Origin of the sequence: Streptococcus pseudopneumoniae IS7493, from assembly GCF_000221985.1 — a bacterium.
GTDB lineage: Bacteria > Bacillota > Bacilli > Lactobacillales > Streptococcaceae > Streptococcus > Streptococcus pseudopneumoniae.
This window is the reverse complement of the sequence record NC_015875.1, coordinates 1,420,105-1,435,278: the sequence shown is the minus strand read 5'-3', so window position 1 is coordinate 1,435,278 and position 15,174 is coordinate 1,420,105. Positions and strand designations below refer to the sequence as shown.

Genomic DNA, 15,174 nt, shown 5'->3' with positions numbered 1-15,174 from the left:
TTATAAATAAAAGGAATAAGTTGAACAATCTTTTAGGAGAACTTGAAACTTATTCCTTTTTTTAGCGTCAAAACAGCTAAAATTATCTTTTAAGAGTAGAAGATGAGGCCTTTTTCGATTTTTTTGGACAAAATCATTGACTAAACAAACTAAACGTTGTATAATAAAACAAATCTTTAAAGCAGGAGGTTCTGGAAATGAAAAAGTCTAAGAGCAAATATCTAACCTTGGCAGGTCTTGTCCTGGGTACAGGAATTTTATTGAGCGCGTGTGGAAATTCTAGCACAGGATCAAAAACCTATAACTATGTTTATTCAAGTGATCCATCTAGTTTGAACTATCTAGCAGAAAACCGCGCAACAACAAATGATATTGTGACCAACCTGGTAGATGGTCTCATGGAAAATGACCAATATGGGAACTATGTGCCATCCTTGGCAGAGGATTGGAGTGTTTCTAAGGACGGTTTGACCTATACCTACAAACTTCGTAAGGATGCCAAGTGGTTTACTTCTGAGGGAGAAGAATATGCTCCTGTAACTGCCCAAGATTTTGTGACAGGTTTGCAATATGCGGCTGATAAAAAATCAGAAGCCTTGTATCTAGTGCAGGACTCTGTTGCAGGTTTGGATGACTATATCACTGGTAAAACAAGCGACTTTTCAACTGTCGGTGTCAAGGCTCTTGATGACCAAACGGTTCAATACACCTTGGCTCGACCAGAACCTTACTGGAACTCAAAAACGACATCAACCATTCTTTTCCCAGTCAATGCGGATTTCCTAAAATCAAAAGGGGATGATTTTGGCAAGGTAGACCCTGCTAATATTTTGTACAGTGGACCTTTCTTGATGAAAGCTTTTGTTTCAAAATCTGTCATCGAATACAAGAAAAATCCTAACTACTGGGATGCTAAGAATGTCTTTGTAGATGATGTTAAATTGACCTACTATGATGGTAGTGACCAAGATGCTCTTGTTCGTAACTTTACAGACGGAGCCTATAGCTACGCTCGTCTCTATCCAAATAGTTCAAGTTTTGAAGGGATTAAAGAAAAATACAAAGATGATATCATCTACAGTATGCAGACTGCTACGTCTTATTACTGGAATTTTAACCTAGATAGACAAGCTTATAAATTTACTTCTAAGACGACCGACATTGAAAAGAAATCAACTCAGGAAGCAGTTCTTAATAAAAACTTCCGTCAAGCTATTAACTTTGCCTATGATCGTACAGCCTATGGGGCTCAAACTCAGGGAGAAGACGGAGCGACTAAGATTTTGCGTAACTTGGTTGTTCCTCCAACCTTTGTAAGTATCAAGGGAAAAGACTTTGGTGAAGTAGTAGCCTCTAAGATGGTCAATTATGGTAAGGAATGGCAAGGTATCAACTTTGCGGATGGTCAAGACCCTTATTACAATCCTGAGAAAGCCAAGACTAAATTTGCTGAGGCCAAGAAAGAGCTAGAAGCTAAGGGAGTTCAATTCCCTATTCATTTGGATGCGACAGTTGACCAAGCTTCTAAGAAGGGGATTCAAGAAGTAAGCTCTATGAAGCAATCTATTGAAGCAGCTTTAGGTACGGAGAACGTCGTTATTGATATCCAACAGTTATCAACAGAGGACTATCATAACTCAAGTTACTTTGCTCAAACAGCAGCTCAAAAAGATTATGACCTTTACAATGGTGGTTGGGGTCCTGACTACTTAGATCCATCAACCTATCTTGATATCTTTAGTGTCAAGAATGGTGGGGTTCTACAAAATCTTGGACTCGAGCCTGGTGAAGCCAACGACAAGGCTAAGGCAGTTGGACTTGACACTTATACTCAAATGTTGGAAGAGGCTAATAAGGAGCAAGACCCAGCCAAACGTTATGAAAAATATGCTGATATTCAAGCATGGTTGATAGATAGTTCTCTAGCGATTCCAAATGTTTCATTGGGTGGAACACCTGGCTTGAGAAAAACAGTTCCTTTCTCAGCACCTTATTCATTGGCTGGTAATAAAGGGGTCGAATCATTTAAGTACCTCAAAGTACAAGATAAGATTGTCACAACAGACGAATATGCAAAAGCCAGAGAAAAATGGTTGAAAGAAAAAGAAGAATCTAATAAAAAAGCCCAAGAAGAATTGGCAAAACATGTCAAATAAGGATTTTTCAAGAAAAACGATGGTTTCGAAGGAAGCTGTCGTTTTTTAATAGAATGATAGTAAATTTGGAAGAAAAATCTCACATTTTTTTCTTTGTTTCTTGAGTTTATGTTATAATGAATATAACATAAATGTGAGACGCTATTTTCGAAAATCTACCCAATGTTGATTGAAGTATGCATATGCTAGGGTAATGTTATAGGAGGGATGCCGTCTACTGAAAAAGTAAGATAAAACGCAACAAATGATAAGTTCTTCTTTTATGTGAAGAGTTCTTATCTGCCTATTTAGTGATTTTTATGAAGGTATCATCATGGGCGCGATTATGGAATTTGCGACAGAAAAACAGATTGCATCCTTTCTCTCAACTTGCCGCATTGAAGGGCAAAAGAATTTTCTGATGGCTTTCAAGAAAAAGACATGGTTGAAATCCTTTATTGATTTTTTCATTATAGGTGGTTCCTACTATGTTCAGTCGAGTGTGAAGCCTAAAATTCTGGCATTCACACCTAAGGGGATTTTCTTGATGGACATCAGTGATATAACTGAAAATCGTTCTAATCAAGTCGTAGAGATGCCTTGGAATCAAGTTCAAGATTTTACTTATAAGCCAGTCTTGAATACAGTTAGGCTGAACTGGAACTATCAAAATGAAGCCTATATTTTTTCTGTGGATGTTGGTCAGATTAGTCAGCATGTAGGTCAGTATCAATTTAACAAAGAGCATTATGACTATTTAGTCAAACAGGATTTCTTTCAGTCTAAGTAAGCCCTAGCAAGGATTTTCACAAAAGAATCTGGAAGCTTTTCTGGATTCTTTTTAGTTTTACTAGCTAGTACTCAATGAAAATCAAAGAGCAAACTAGGAAGCTAGCCGCAGGTTGCTCAAAACAGTGTTTTGAGGTTGTAGATAAGACTGACGAAGTCAGCTCAAAACACGGTTTTGAGGTTGCAGATAGAACTGACGAAGTCAGTAACATATATACGGTAAGGCGACGCTGACGTGGTTTGAAGAGATTTTCGAAGAGTATAAGTCTATAGTTTGAAACTATAGCTAGCTCTTGAAAAGAAGAAAATGAGTTGATGAAAATAAGTGGTACAATAGTTACTATAGATTTGGAGGTATTGTATGAGCAAGGAATTACACATTAACACAATTTTGGCCCAGGCGGGCATTAAGTCAGATGAAGCGACAGGTGCATTGGTGACACCGCTCCATTTTTCAACGACCTATCAGCATCCAGAGTTTGGTCGATCTACTGGGTTTGACTATACGCGCACTAAAAATCCAACTCGTAGTAAGGCTGAGGAAGTCTTGGCGGCTATTGAGTCAGCAGACTATGCCCTAGCGACTAGCTCAGGGATGTCAGCTATTGTACTGGCCTTTAGCGTCTTTCCAGTAGGAAGTAAGGTCTTGGCAGTGCGTGATCTTTACGGTGGTTCTTTTCGCTGGTTTAACCAAGTGGAGCAGGAAGGTCGTTTCCATTTTACCTATGCCAATACAGAAGAAGAGTTGATTGCCGAGTTAGAAAAGGATGTGGATGTTCTCTATATCGAAACCCCAACCAATCCCTTAATGTTGGAATTTGATATCGAAAAACTAGCAAAATTGGCTCATGCTAAGGGTGCCAAAGTGGTGGTGGACAATACCTTCTATAGCCCTATCTACCAACGTCCGATTGAAGATGGAGCAGATATGGTTCTCCATTCAGCAACCAAGTATCTAGCAGGCCACAATGATGTCTTGGCTGGAGTGGTTGTAACCAATAGTTTAGAACTATACGAGAAGCTCTTTTACAATCTCAATACGACAGGGGCAGTCTTGTCTCCATTTGACAGCTACCAGTTGCTTCGTGGTCTCAAGACCTTGTCTCTTCGTATGGAGCGCTCAACAGCCAATGCCCAAGAAGTGGTTGCCTTTTTGAAGGATTCTCCAGTAGTTAAGGAAGTTCTCTACACTGGTCGTGGGGGCATGATTTCCTTTAAAGTAGCCGATGAAACGCGCATTCCACATATTTTGAACAGTCTTAAGGTCTTCTCTTTTGCGGAAAGTTTGGGTGGTGTAGAAAGTCTTATTACTTATCCAACGACACAAACCCACGCTGATATTCCAGCAGAAGTGCGCCATTCTTATGGTTTGACAGATGACCTCTTGCGCTTGTCAATTGGGATTGAGGATGCTAGAGATTTGATTGCAGATTTGCGCCAAGCTTTAGAAGGATAAGACAAAGATGGGAAAATATGATTTTACAAGCCTGCCCAACCGTTTAGGGCACCATACCTATAAATGGAAAGAAACAGAAACGGATAGTGAAGTTCTACCAGCTTGGATAGCGGATATGGACTTTGTGGTCTTGCCTGAAATCCGCCAAGCCGTGCAAACTTACGCAGACCAACTGGTTTATGGTTATACCTATGCCAGTGAAGACTTAATTAAGGAAGTTCAAAAGTGGGAAGCTACACAATACGGTTACAACTTTGACAAAGAGGCTCTTGTTTTTATCGAGGGTGTGGTACCAGCCATCTCAACAGCTATTCAAACCTTTACAAAAGAAGGCGAGGCGGTTTTAATTAACACGCCTGTCTACCCACCCTTTGCTCGCAGTGTCAAGTTGAACAATCGTAGATTGATTACTAATTCCTTAGTGGAAAAGGATGGTCTGTTTGAGATTGACTTTGACCAACTTGAAAAGGATTTGGTGGAAGAGGAGGTTAAACTCTATATTCTTTGCAACCCTCACAATCCTGGTGGACGTGTTTGGGAAAAAGAAGTGTTGGAGAAGATTGGCCAACTCTGCCAAAAACACGGTGTTTTGTTAGTTTCAGATGAGATTCACCAAGATTTGACCCTCTTTGGTCACAAACACCAGTCTTTCAATACCATCAATCCTGCCTTCAAAAATTTTGCTATCGTCTTGACCAGTGCCACTAAAACATTTAATATTGCTGGGACAAAAAATTCCTATGCAGTCATTGAAAATCCTAAGTTGAGACTGGCTTTCCAGAAACGCCTGTTGGCCAATAATCAGCATGAAATTTCAGGCTTGGGTTATTTGGCGACAGAAGCTGCCTATCGATACGGTAAAGATTGGCTAGAGGAACTCAAGCAAGTCTTTGAAGATCACATCAATTATGTGGTGGATCTATTTGGAAAAGAGACTAAAATCAAGGTCATGAAACCGCAAGGTACCTACTTGATTTGGCTTGACTTTTCAGCCTATGACCTGACTGATGAAACATTGCAAGAGTTGTTGAGAAATGAATCCAAGGTTATCCTCAACCGTGGTTTGGATTTTGGAGAGGAAGGAAGTCTCCATGCCCGCATCAATATAGCTATGCCCAAATCTCTATTGCAAGAAGTCTGTCAGCGGATTGTGGCTACTTTTGCCAAACGTTAAAAATCCAGTCTTCTAGGAGAAAAGTCTTCCTAGAAGGCTATTTTCATAGGCGAAAATATGGTATAATAAAAAGATAAGGTAAAGGTGAAAATATGGCTAAATTGATTCCGGGGAAAGTTCGTATCGAAGGTGTTGCCCTTTATGAAACTGGTAAGGTTGATATCATCAAGGAAAAGAACAATCGGCTCTACGCTCGCGTTGCAGAAGAAGAACTGCGCTATAGTTTAGAGGATGATTTGGTTTTTTGTGCCTGTGATTTTTTTCAAAAGAGGGGCTACTGTGTGCATTTGGCAGCGCTAGAGCATTTTCTGAAAAATGATGAGCGTGGTCAGGAAATCTTGTGGAGTCTGGAAGAAGGTCATGAAGAAAAAGAGGCCATTGAAACCAAGGTGACCTTGGGTGGCAAGTTTTTGGATCGAATTTTATCTCCAAAATCAGAATGCGCCTATGAGTTATCAGTTGTGGGTCAGGTGGAAGCAGGAAGCAATCATATCTTGTGGACTCTGAGAATCGGCCAAATCAATAGCCAAAAATACTATGTCATTCGGGATATTCTACTCTTTTTAAGGATTGTCGAGCAGAGAAAGTCTTATATGATTGGCAAGGTCTATGAGGAGTCTCTTTCTTGGGAAGCCTTTGATGAGGCCAGCCAAGAACTTCTGACGTTCTTACGGGGACTGATGGAGGAAGGACAGGCTCCAGACCTCTTTTTCCAAAACCAGGGTCGGCACCTCTTTTTCCCTCTGACCTTTTTTGAGCAGGGTGTGAATTTACTGATGACCTTGCCCCATTTTCAATTTGACCATCAAGTGGATAGCTACCAGACCCTGCTTTTTCAGGATATGCATGCTGATGCTAATCTATTTGCCTTTACAGTAATAGAATACTCGGATTATTTTGAAATGGAAATCAGAGAGAGTCCAAGAGTTAATGCCTTTTATCAGGGAGCTGTACTTTTCCATAAAGGACAGGTTTATTTTCTAACAGACCAACAGATGCGTCTTCTCAAGGAAATTAAAGCGCTACCTGTGGATCAGCATGGAAAGAAATACCTGCAATTTGATAGTAGTGACCGAGATAAGTTGGCTTCTTGTTTAACTTTTTTTAGCCAGATGGGGACTGTTTCAGCTCCAGAACGGTTACAAATCAAAACGTTTGCGCCCTCTTTTTACTTTGACAGGGAAGAAGATAATCGGATTCGTTTAGAGATTCAGTTTGATTATGGGGATAGGCAGGTATCAAGCCGACAAGAGCTAGAAGAATTGCCATTTTCAAGTGATGCTGACTTAGAAGAAAGAATTTTCCAAGTCTGTTTGGTTACAGGTTTTGAAGCAGACTTTCAATCTTGGCGTCAGGCCCTAAAAGCAGAGTCTGTCTATCATTTCTTCCACGAAATCATTCCAGTCTTTGAAAAACTCGGGAATGTTGACCTATCAGACAAGTTAGAAGAACTCTATAACCTAGCAAGCCCTCAAGTGCAGATTGCTTCCAAGGGAGGTCTCTTGGAAATCCAATTTGATTTTCAAGATATTGCCCAAGAGGAAATTGATCAAGCCATGCAGGCCTTGGTTGCCAATCAAGATTTTTACATTGATTCGTCCAATCGAGTCTACTTTTTCGATGAAGAAACCAAGAAAATTCGCCAAAATCTACAGGAACTGGGGCAGTTTGAATTAAAAGATGGGACCTTGCAGGCTCGGAAATCTTTGGCCTACAGTTTAGCTCATCTCTTTGAAGGGCGAGACCGTGTTTCTTTTTCACAAGAATTCCAGAATCTGGCCCAGGATTTGACGCATCCAGAGGACTTCCCTAGACAAGCAACTCAGGTTCAGGCCGATTTGCGAGATTATCAGGAAAAGGGAATCGGCTGGCTGCAAATGCTCCATCACTATGGTTTTGGTGGAATTTTGGCTGATGATATGGGACTTGGTAAAACCCTGCAGACTATTGCTTTTTTGACCAGTCAAGTGACAAAAGAAAGTCGGGTCTTGATTTTAGCACCGTCAGGTTTGATTTACAACTGGGCAGATGAATTTCAGAAGTTTGCCCCACAGTTGGATGTGGCTGTTGTTCATGGTTTGAAAGCTAGTCGTGAAGAGATTCTTGCTGATAGCCATCAAATCTATGTGACGAGCTATGCTACCTTCCGTCAGGACAGTGAGCTTTATCAGGGGATGGCCTTTGACTTCCTTTTCTTAGATGAGGCTCAGGTCATGAAAAACGCCCAGACCAAGATTGCTCAGACTTTGAGACAATTTGTGGTGCCGTCTGTCTTTGCCTTGTCAGGAACTCCGATTGAAAACCATCTGGGTGAGTTGTGGTCTATTTTCCAAATCGTCATGCCAGGACTTTTGCCAAGCAAGAAAGAATTTATGAAATTACCAGCTGAGCGCGTTGCTCAGTTTATCAAGCCTTTCGTGATGAGGCGCAAGAAAGAAGAAGTGCTGACTGAATTGCCAGATTTGATTGAAGTAGTTTATAAGAATGAACTGGAAGACCAGCAAAAGGCTATCTACCTAGCCCAGTTGCAACAGATGAGAGATAGATTGGCTCAAGTGTCAGATCAGGAATTTCAGCGAAGTCGTGTGGAAATCTTGTCTGGTCTGATGCGCTTGCGCCAAATCTGTGACACTCCTGCCCTCTTTATGGAAGATTATCAGGGAGCCAGTGGCAAACTGGATAGTCTCCGAGACCTGCTGGTACAGGTGGCAGACGGCGGACACCGTGTCTTGATTTTCTCGCAGTTCAAGGGAATGTTGGAGAAAATTGAACAAGAACTGCCAGACTTGGGCTTGACTTCCTTTAAAATTACGGGTTCAACCCCAGCCAAGGAAAGACAAGACATGACCAAGGCCTTTAACCAAGGGGAAAGAGATGCCTTTCTGATTTCCCTCAAGGCTGGTGGTGTCGGTCTGAACCTGACAGGTGCTGATACGGTTATCTTGGTCGATCTTTGGTGGAATCCTGCTGTTGAGGCGCAAGCCATTGGCCGTGCCCATCGGATGGGTCAGGAAGAAACGGTTGAGGTCTATCGCTTGGTGACCAAGGGAACCATTGAAGAAAAAATTCAGGAACTCCAAGAACAAAAGAAACATCTGGTGTCACAAGTATTGGACGGCACAGAGTCACGTGGCAGTCTCACCCTAGCAGAAATTAGAGAAATTTTGGGAATTTCTGAAGCCAGCACTTGAAAAATCAAGACAATACGCTATAATGAAGTGTTGAAAGGAAATAGAAAATGAAACAAGAACGATTTCCATTGGTGTCAGATGACGAGGTCATGCTGACTGAAATGCCAGTCATGAACTTGTACGATGAGTCTGATCTGATCAGTAATATCAAGGGTGAGTATCGGGATAAAAATTATTTAGAATGGGCTCCTATTGCTGAAGAAAAACCAGCAAAACCGCTTGAAAAGCAAGTAGAGAAACCTAAAAAGGCTCCTTTAGGGGTAAAAAAAGAAGGAAAGAGCTATGCGGAGGTGGCGCGTGAAGAAGCGCGTGCAGACTTGAAAAAGAAACGCTCTGCTAACTATCTAACTCAGGATTTCAGCCGTGCGAGACGTCATTCTAAATCAGGCCTTCTTAGACAGGGCAACCAACCGACAACTCCTTTCCAAAAGGAAAATCCTGGTGAATTTGTCAGATATAGCCAAAAATTGACCCAGTCTCATTATATCTTAGCGGAGGAAGTTCATTCTATCCCTACCAAGAATGAAGAAGTGTCAGCACCTGCTCCAAAGAAAAACAACTATGATTTTCTAAAGAAGAGCCAAATCTACAATAAAAAAAGTAAACAAACAGAACAAGAACGTCGGGTTGCCCAAGAGTTGAATCTGACCAGAATTACAGAATAGGGGAGAAAACATGCCAAAGACATATCATTTTATCGGGATTAAGGGATCAGGGATGAGTGCCTTGGCCTTGATGTTGCACCAAATGGGGCATAAGGTACAGGGTTCAGATGTTGAAAAGTACTACTTTACTCAACGAGGTCTTGAGCAGGCAGGAATTACCATTCTTCCTTTTGATGAAAAGAATCTAGACGGTGATATGGAAATTATCGCTGGAAATGCCTTTCGTCCAGATAACAACGTCGAAATTGCCTATGCAGACCAAAATGGTATCAGCTACAAACGTTACCATGAGTTCCTAGGAAGCTTTATGCGTGACTTTGTTAGCATGGGAGTAGCAGGAGCACATGGAAAAACTTCAACGACAGGTATGTTGTCTCATGTCTTGTCTCACATCACAGATACCAGCTTCTTGATTGGGGATGGGACAGGTCGTGGTTCGGCCAATGCCAAATATTTTGTCTTTGAATCTGACGAATATGAGCGCCATTTCATGCCTTACCACCCAGAATACTCTATTATCACCAACATTGACTTTGACCATCCAGACTATTTCACAAGTCTAGAGGATGTTTTCAATGCTTTTAACGACTATGCTAAACAAATTACCAAGGGTCTTTTTGTCTATGGTGAAGATGCAGAATTGCGTAAAATTACGTCTGATGCACCAATTTATTATTATGGTTTTGAAGCAGAAGGTAATGACTTTGTAGCTAGTGAGCTTCTTCGTTCTACGACTGGTTCAACCTTCACCGTTCATTTCCGTGGACAAGACTTGGGGCAATTCCACATCCCAACCTTTGGTCGTCACAATATCATGAATGCGACAACCGTTATTGGTCTTCTTTACACAGCAGGATTTGATTTGAACTTGGTGCGTGAGCACTTGAAAACATTTGCTGGTGTTAAGCGTCGTTTCACTGAGAAAATTGTCAATGATACAGTGATTATCGATGACTTTGCTCACCATCCAACAGAAATTATTGCGACCTTGGATGCGGCTCGTCAAAAATACCCAAGCAAGGAAATTGTAGCAGTCTTCCAACCGCATACCTTTACAAGAACCATTGCCTTGTTAGATGACTTTGCCCACGCTTTAAACCAAGCAGATGCTGTTTACCTAGCGCAAATTTATGGGTCAGCTCGTGAGGTAGACCATGGAGATGTCAAGGTAGAAGACCTAGCTAATAAAATCAACAAGAAACACCAAGTGATCACTGTTGAAAATGTTTCACCACTCCTTGACCATGACAATGCTGTCTATGTCTTTATGGGAGCAGGAGATATCCAAACCTATGAATATTCATTTGAACGACTCTTGTCTAACTTGACAAGCAATGTTCAATAGGTTATTCTCATGGAAATTCCAATTAAGATCATTCAGGCAAGTCAGTCTGATTTGGCTGAGATAGAGGCACTTCAAACTTCGTCTTTTCCGGCTGAAAAGCAGCAACCTTCCCATATCTTAGAAGAAAGTATCCGTAAGTGTGCGGATACCTTTCTTCTAGCTAGGGATGAAAACCAACTTTTAGGCTATATTCTATCAAGTCCCCAGTCAGACAATCCGCAATGTCTAAAAGTAGATTCTTTAGTCATTGAGTCTGACCATCAGAGACAAGGATTGGGAACACTTCTTCTTGCGGCTTTGAAAGAGGTGGCAGTTGAGCTGGATTACAAAGGGATTCGTTTGAAGAGTCCTGATGAGCTGCTTTCCTATTTTGAAATGAGCGGTTTTATTGATGAAGAAACTTCCCTTTATGAAACTAGCCAGGGTTTTAGTATGATTTGGTTTAATCCCTATTATCTGGAGGTACAATGAAGATCAGACAAGCAAGATTAGAAGATTTAGAACGTATCGTTGAGATTGAACTAGAAAATTTCTCGGTAGAAGAAGCTATTCCTCGATCTGTTTTTGAATCGCATTTGCGAGAAATTCAGACCTCTTTTCTGGTTGCGGAAAAAGTAGGTAGAATCATGGGGTACATAGAAGGGCCAGTTGGACCACACCGCCATCTGCAAGACCAGTCCTTTACAGAAGAAATAAAAGACTATAGTCATGAGCCTGGTGGTTATATCTCTGTGACCTGTCTTTCTATTGCCAAAGAAGCACAGGGCCTCGGACTTGGACAAAAATTACTAATAGCCTTGAAAGAAGTTGCTCTTGAAGATAAGAGAGATGGCATTAACCTAACCTGTCATGACTATCTCATCGCCTACTATGAAAAGCACGGATTTGTCAATGAAGGCTTGTCCCAGTCAACCTTTGCAGGGGAAACCTGGTATGATATGGTTTGGGAAACGAAAAAATAAGCTAGGAAAAGTATCATAGGTTGCTTTTCTTGGACTTTTAAGATATAATATTATGGATTGTCAACAAGGAGGAAAAACTTTTGAGTGAAAAGTCAAGAGAAGAAGAGAAATTAAGCTTTAAAGAGCAGATTCTGAGAGATTTAGAAAAAGTAAAAGGCTATGATGAAGTTCTGAAAGAAGATAAGGCAGTAGTTCGCACTCCTGCAAATGAACCTTCAGCTGAAGAACTCATGGCTGATTCCTTGTCAACGGTAGAGGAGATTATGAGAAAAGCTCCTACCGTGCCTACTCACCCAAGTCAAGATGTACCTTCTTCTCCAGCGGAAGAAAGTGGTTCAAGACCAGGACCAGGTCCAGGTCCTGTTAGACCTAAGAAATTTGAAAGAGAATACAATGAAACCCCAACAAGGGTAGCTGTTTCCTATAAGACGGCAGAGAAAAAAGCAGAACAAGCAGGTCCAGAAACACCTACGCCTGCTACAGAAACAGTGGATATCATCAGCGATACACCACGTCGTAGCCGTAGAGAAGGAGCAAAACCCGTTAAGTCTAAGAAAGAGAAGAAGTCACATGTGAAAGCTTTTGTGATTTCATTCCTTGTATTCCTTGCCTTGCTCTCAGCAGGTGGTTACTTTGGTTACCAGTACGTGCTAGATTCTTTGTTACCTATCGATGCTAATTCTAAGAAATATGTGACGGTTGGAATTCCAGAAGGTTCAAACGTTCAAGAAATCGGTACGACGCTTGAAAAAGCTGGTTTGGTAAAGCATGGTCTGATTTTTAGCTTTTATGCCAAGTATAAAAATTATACCGACTTGAAAGCGGGTTACTACAATTTGCAAAAGAGTATGAGTACAGAAGACTTACTCAAAGAGTTGCAAAAAGGTGGAACAGATGAACCGCAAGAACCTGTACTTGCGACTTTGACAATTCCAGAAGGTTATACCTTGGATCAGATTGCACAAGCTGTGGGTCAATTGGAAGGTGACTTCAAAGAGTCTTTGACAGCGGAGGCTTTCTTGGCAAAAGTTCAAGATGAGACGTTTATCAGTCAAGCAGTAGCCAAATATCCTACTTTATTGGAAAGTTTGCCTGCAAAAGATAGTGGTGCGCGTTATCGTTTGGAAGGATACCTTTTCCCAGCTACTTATTCTATCAAGGAAAGCACAACTGTTGAGAGCTTGATTGATGAGATGTTAGCTGCTATGGATAAGAACCTATCTCCTTACTATAGTACTATCAAATCTAAAAACTTGACTGTCAATGAGTTGTTGACCATTGCTTCCTTGGTCGAAAAAGAAGGTGCCAAGACAGAAGATCGTAAGCTCATTGCAGGTGTATTCTACAATCGTTTGAATCGTGATATGCCACTTCAAAGTAATATTGCAATCTTGTATGCCCAAGGAAAACTGGGGCAAAATATCAGCTTAGCTGAGGATGTTGCGATTGATACCAACATTGATTCACCTTATAATGTTTATAAAAATGTAGGTCTCATGCCTGGTCCAGTCGATAGTCCAAGTCTGGATGCGATTGAGTCAAGCATCAATCAAACTAAGAGCGATAACCTCTACTTTGTAGCAGATGTCACAGAAGGCAAGGTCTACTATGCTAATAATCAAGAAGACCACGATCGCAATGTCGCTGAACATGTCAACAGCAAATTAAACCAAACAAACTAAAATTATGTGATACTTCACATAATTTTCTTTAGAAAATATTATTAGAAGAAAGTTGAGAAAAATGGCAGAAAAAACATATCCTATGACCCTTGAGGAAAAGGAAAAACTTGAAAAAGAATTAGAAGAATTGAAATTGGTTCGTCGACCAGAAGTGGTAGAACGCATTAAGATTGCCCGTTCATACGGTGACCTTTCAGAAAACAGTGAGTACGAAGCAGCTAAGGATGAACAAGCCTTTGTCGAAGGACAAATCTCTAGCTTAGAAACAAAAATCCGCTATGCTGAAATCGTCAATAGCGACGCAGTTGCCCAGGACGAAGTAGCGATTGGTAAAACAGTCACCATCCAAGAAATTGGTGAGGACGAAGAAGAAGTTTATATTATCGTAGGTTCAGCGGGTGCGGATGCCTTTGCAGGTAAAGTTTCAAATGAAAGCCCAATTGGACAAGCCTTGATTGGCAAGAAAACAGGTGATACAGCAACCATTGAAACGCCTGTTGGTAGCTATGATGTAAAAATCTTGAAGGTTGAAAAAACAGCCTAAAAACAGAAAAAGGAGTGGGGAGGCGATGTACTTCACTCACTCCTTTTTCCATTTTGCTACTCTTCGAAAATCTCTTCAAACCACGTCAGCGTCGCCTTGCCGTATATATGGTTACTGACTTCGTCAGTTCTATCTACAACCTCAAAACCATGTTTTAATACTCATCTACTTTCAAAAAGCATTCTAGTCCATCTCCGATTAACGATGGACGTTATCACCTCCTTCTCCAGTCCTTGTATAACATCTTGAAGTTGATTCATGACATCTTTCAAAGTTCGAAAGGCTTTATTCTTAAATCCACGTTTACGAATCTCTTTCCACACTTGTTCAATGGGGTTCATCTCTGGTGTGTATGGAGGAATAAAGGTAAAACCAATATTAGTCGGAATCTTTAAGGTACTTGATTTATGCCATATGGCATTGTCCATAACGAGTAAAAGATAATCATCTGGATAAGCTTGTGAAAGCTCTTCTAAAAAGGCGTTCATCCACTCAGTATGACATCCACCAGCGATTAAGAAAAATGATTCGCCTGTATGGGCATCAACAGCTCCGTAACAATAGCGAAATTCTCGTATATAGTGACTATGGACATGTGGACCTACTCCCATTGGAGCCCAACAAAATCCCAGTTTACTGATTCTACCGAAACCAGCCTCATCTTGGTACATCAAGCGAACCTTACGAAAATGCCTACTGGTTTTAAAGCGCTTTCTTGTCTTCTTGAATTGAGATTTTATTTTTAGACGCGACAATGGTTTGAACGTCTGCTTTCTTGGGATGTTCTGGACGTGGCCTAATATTTCGCCAACCATGGCGCTTCAAGAGTTGATAAAAGGCATCACATGTGTAGGAAGGACCTAACTCCTTTGTATAAGCCTGAAATAAGGCATCAATTGTAACAAATTCTCCTGCCTCTGCAGCCTTCAAATGACGGGCAATAAAGGCTTTCTCTTCCTCAATTGTCATATATGCATGGTTACGACAACCACGTGTTTCTTTAAGGAGAGAATCGAGTCCGAACTCCTCATATTTTTTTACAGTTGGCCAAATCGTTGTTTGATTACAGTCTAAAAGCTCTATAATCTCTTTATAAGATTTACCCATCAGACGAAATAGAACGATTTGAAGGCGTTTATGATATTTAGCTGTACTAGAGTCTTTTAAAAGTGTTTTGATAGCTTGGATTTCTTCTTTAGTTGATTTCATATTACTACTATATAATGCTTTT

Annotated in this window: 13 protein-coding genes; 12 read left to right on the top strand and 1 reads right to left on the bottom strand. The window is 40.8% G+C overall.

Features of this window, described 5'->3' with window-relative positions; translation table 11 throughout:
- The first annotated feature begins 197 nt into the window (after positions 1-197).
- From SPPN_RS07370 to greA, 12 genes are all read left to right on the top strand, one after another.
- On the top strand, positions 198-2,156 hold the full coding sequence (locus SPPN_RS07370) for a peptide ABC transporter substrate-binding protein (RefSeq protein WP_000748868.1): 1,959 nt from the start codon (positions 198-200) through the stop codon (positions 2,154-2,156).
- Between the two features lie 313 nt (positions 2,157-2,469).
- Positions 2,470-2,925, top strand: coding sequence for a hypothetical protein (locus SPPN_RS07365; protein ID WP_000500945.1), 456 nt, complete (start codon positions 2,470-2,472; stop codon positions 2,923-2,925).
- A 74-nt stretch (positions 2,926-2,999) separates the two neighbouring features.
- Complete coding sequence (locus SPPN_RS13980) at positions 3,000-3,158, top strand: hypothetical protein (RefSeq protein ID WP_050208363.1); 159 nt, start codon at positions 3,000-3,002, stop codon at positions 3,156-3,158.
- Between the two features lie 127 nt (positions 3,159-3,285).
- Entirely contained in the window at positions 3,286-4,380 is a 1,095-nt protein-coding gene (locus SPPN_RS07360) for a cystathionine gamma-synthase (protein WP_000031969.1), read from the top strand.
- 7 nt (positions 4,381-4,387) lie between these two features.
- The gene (locus SPPN_RS07355; protein WP_000521379.1) at positions 4,388-5,554 is read left to right on the top strand and encodes a MalY/PatB family protein; all 1,167 of its coding nucleotides are present in this window, start codon (positions 4,388-4,390) and stop codon (positions 5,552-5,554) included.
- Positions 5,555-5,646: 92 nt separating this feature from the next.
- On the top strand, positions 5,647-8,745 hold the full coding sequence (locus tag SPPN_RS07350; RefSeq protein ID WP_001096279.1) for a pilus expression-regulating Snf2 family helicase: 3,099 nt from the start codon (positions 5,647-5,649) through the stop codon (positions 8,743-8,745).
- Positions 8,746-8,792: 47 nt separating this feature from the next.
- On the top strand, positions 8,793-9,410 hold the full coding sequence (zapJ, locus tag SPPN_RS07345) for a divisome accessory protein ZapJ (RefSeq protein WP_000808213.1): 618 nt from the start codon (positions 8,793-8,795) through the stop codon (positions 9,408-9,410).
- Positions 9,411-9,420: 10 nt separating this feature from the next.
- Positions 9,421-10,755, top strand: a complete 1,335-nt coding sequence (gene murC / locus SPPN_RS07340; RefSeq protein ID WP_001127123.1) for a UDP-N-acetylmuramate--L-alanine ligase — start codon at positions 9,421-9,423, stop codon at positions 10,753-10,755.
- A gap of 9 nt (positions 10,756-10,764) precedes the next feature.
- Positions 10,765-11,226: a GNAT family N-acetyltransferase gene (locus SPPN_RS07335; protein WP_000405299.1), complete on the top strand. Its 462-nt coding sequence runs from the start codon at positions 10,765-10,767 to the stop codon at positions 11,224-11,226.
- Positions 11,223-11,717: a GNAT family N-acetyltransferase gene (locus SPPN_RS07330; RefSeq protein WP_000702440.1), complete on the top strand. Its 495-nt coding sequence runs from the start codon at positions 11,223-11,225 to the stop codon at positions 11,715-11,717. The genes SPPN_RS07335 and SPPN_RS07330 overlap by 4 nt, the downstream gene beginning before the upstream one ends.
- A gap of 80 nt (positions 11,718-11,797) precedes the next feature.
- Positions 11,798-13,399, top strand: coding sequence for an endolytic transglycosylase MltG (gene mltG / locus SPPN_RS07325; protein WP_001291668.1), 1,602 nt, complete (start codon positions 11,798-11,800; stop codon positions 13,397-13,399).
- 61 nt (positions 13,400-13,460) lie between these two features.
- Positions 13,461-13,943 carry a transcription elongation factor GreA gene (gene greA, locus SPPN_RS07320; RefSeq protein ID WP_000818760.1) on the top strand — a complete coding sequence of 161 codons (483 nt, stop codon included), beginning with the start codon at positions 13,461-13,463 and terminating at the stop codon, positions 13,941-13,943.
- Between the two features lie 161 nt (positions 13,944-14,104).
- On the opposite strand, the gene SPPN_RS12215 is transcribed toward greA, so the two are convergent.
- A protein-coding gene (locus SPPN_RS12215; RefSeq protein ID WP_148255720.1) for an IS630 family transposase occupies positions 14,105-15,152 on the bottom strand; the annotation gives its coding sequence in 2 pieces (ribosomal slippage) (positions 14,105-14,657 and positions 14,656-15,152; 1,050 coding nt in all).
- Positions 15,153-15,174 lie beyond the last annotated feature (22 nt).

What these genes read in the sequence shown, in the direction of transcription:
- SPPN_RS07350 (WP_001096279.1), top strand. Translation starts at nt 5,647, where the DNA reads ATGGCTAAATTGATTCCGGGGAAAGTTCGTATCGAAGGTGTTGCCCTT.
- zapJ (WP_000808213.1), top strand. Translation starts at nt 8,793, where the DNA reads ATGAAACAAGAACGATTTCCATTGGTGTCAGATGACGAGGTCATGCTG.
- murC (WP_001127123.1), top strand. Translation starts at nt 9,421, where the DNA reads ATGCCAAAGACATATCATTTTATCGGGATTAAGGGATCAGGGATGAGT.
- SPPN_RS13980 (WP_050208363.1), top strand. Translation starts at nt 3,000, where the DNA reads ATGAAAATCAAAGAGCAAACTAGGAAGCTAGCCGCAGGTTGCTCAAAA.
- SPPN_RS07355 (WP_000521379.1), top strand. Translation starts at nt 4,388, where the DNA reads ATGGGAAAATATGATTTTACAAGCCTGCCCAACCGTTTAGGGCACCAT.
- SPPN_RS07365 (WP_000500945.1), top strand. Translation starts at nt 2,470, where the DNA reads ATGGGCGCGATTATGGAATTTGCGACAGAAAAACAGATTGCATCCTTT.
- SPPN_RS07330 (WP_000702440.1), top strand. Translation starts at nt 11,223, where the DNA reads ATGAAGATCAGACAAGCAAGATTAGAAGATTTAGAACGTATCGTTGAG.
- SPPN_RS07370 (WP_000748868.1), top strand. Translation starts at nt 198, where the DNA reads ATGAAAAAGTCTAAGAGCAAATATCTAACCTTGGCAGGTCTTGTCCTG.
- greA (WP_000818760.1), top strand. Translation starts at nt 13,461, where the DNA reads ATGGCAGAAAAAACATATCCTATGACCCTTGAGGAAAAGGAAAAACTT.
- SPPN_RS07335 (WP_000405299.1), top strand. Translation starts at nt 10,765, where the DNA reads ATGGAAATTCCAATTAAGATCATTCAGGCAAGTCAGTCTGATTTGGCT.
- SPPN_RS07360 (WP_000031969.1), top strand. Translation starts at nt 3,286, where the DNA reads ATGAGCAAGGAATTACACATTAACACAATTTTGGCCCAGGCGGGCATT.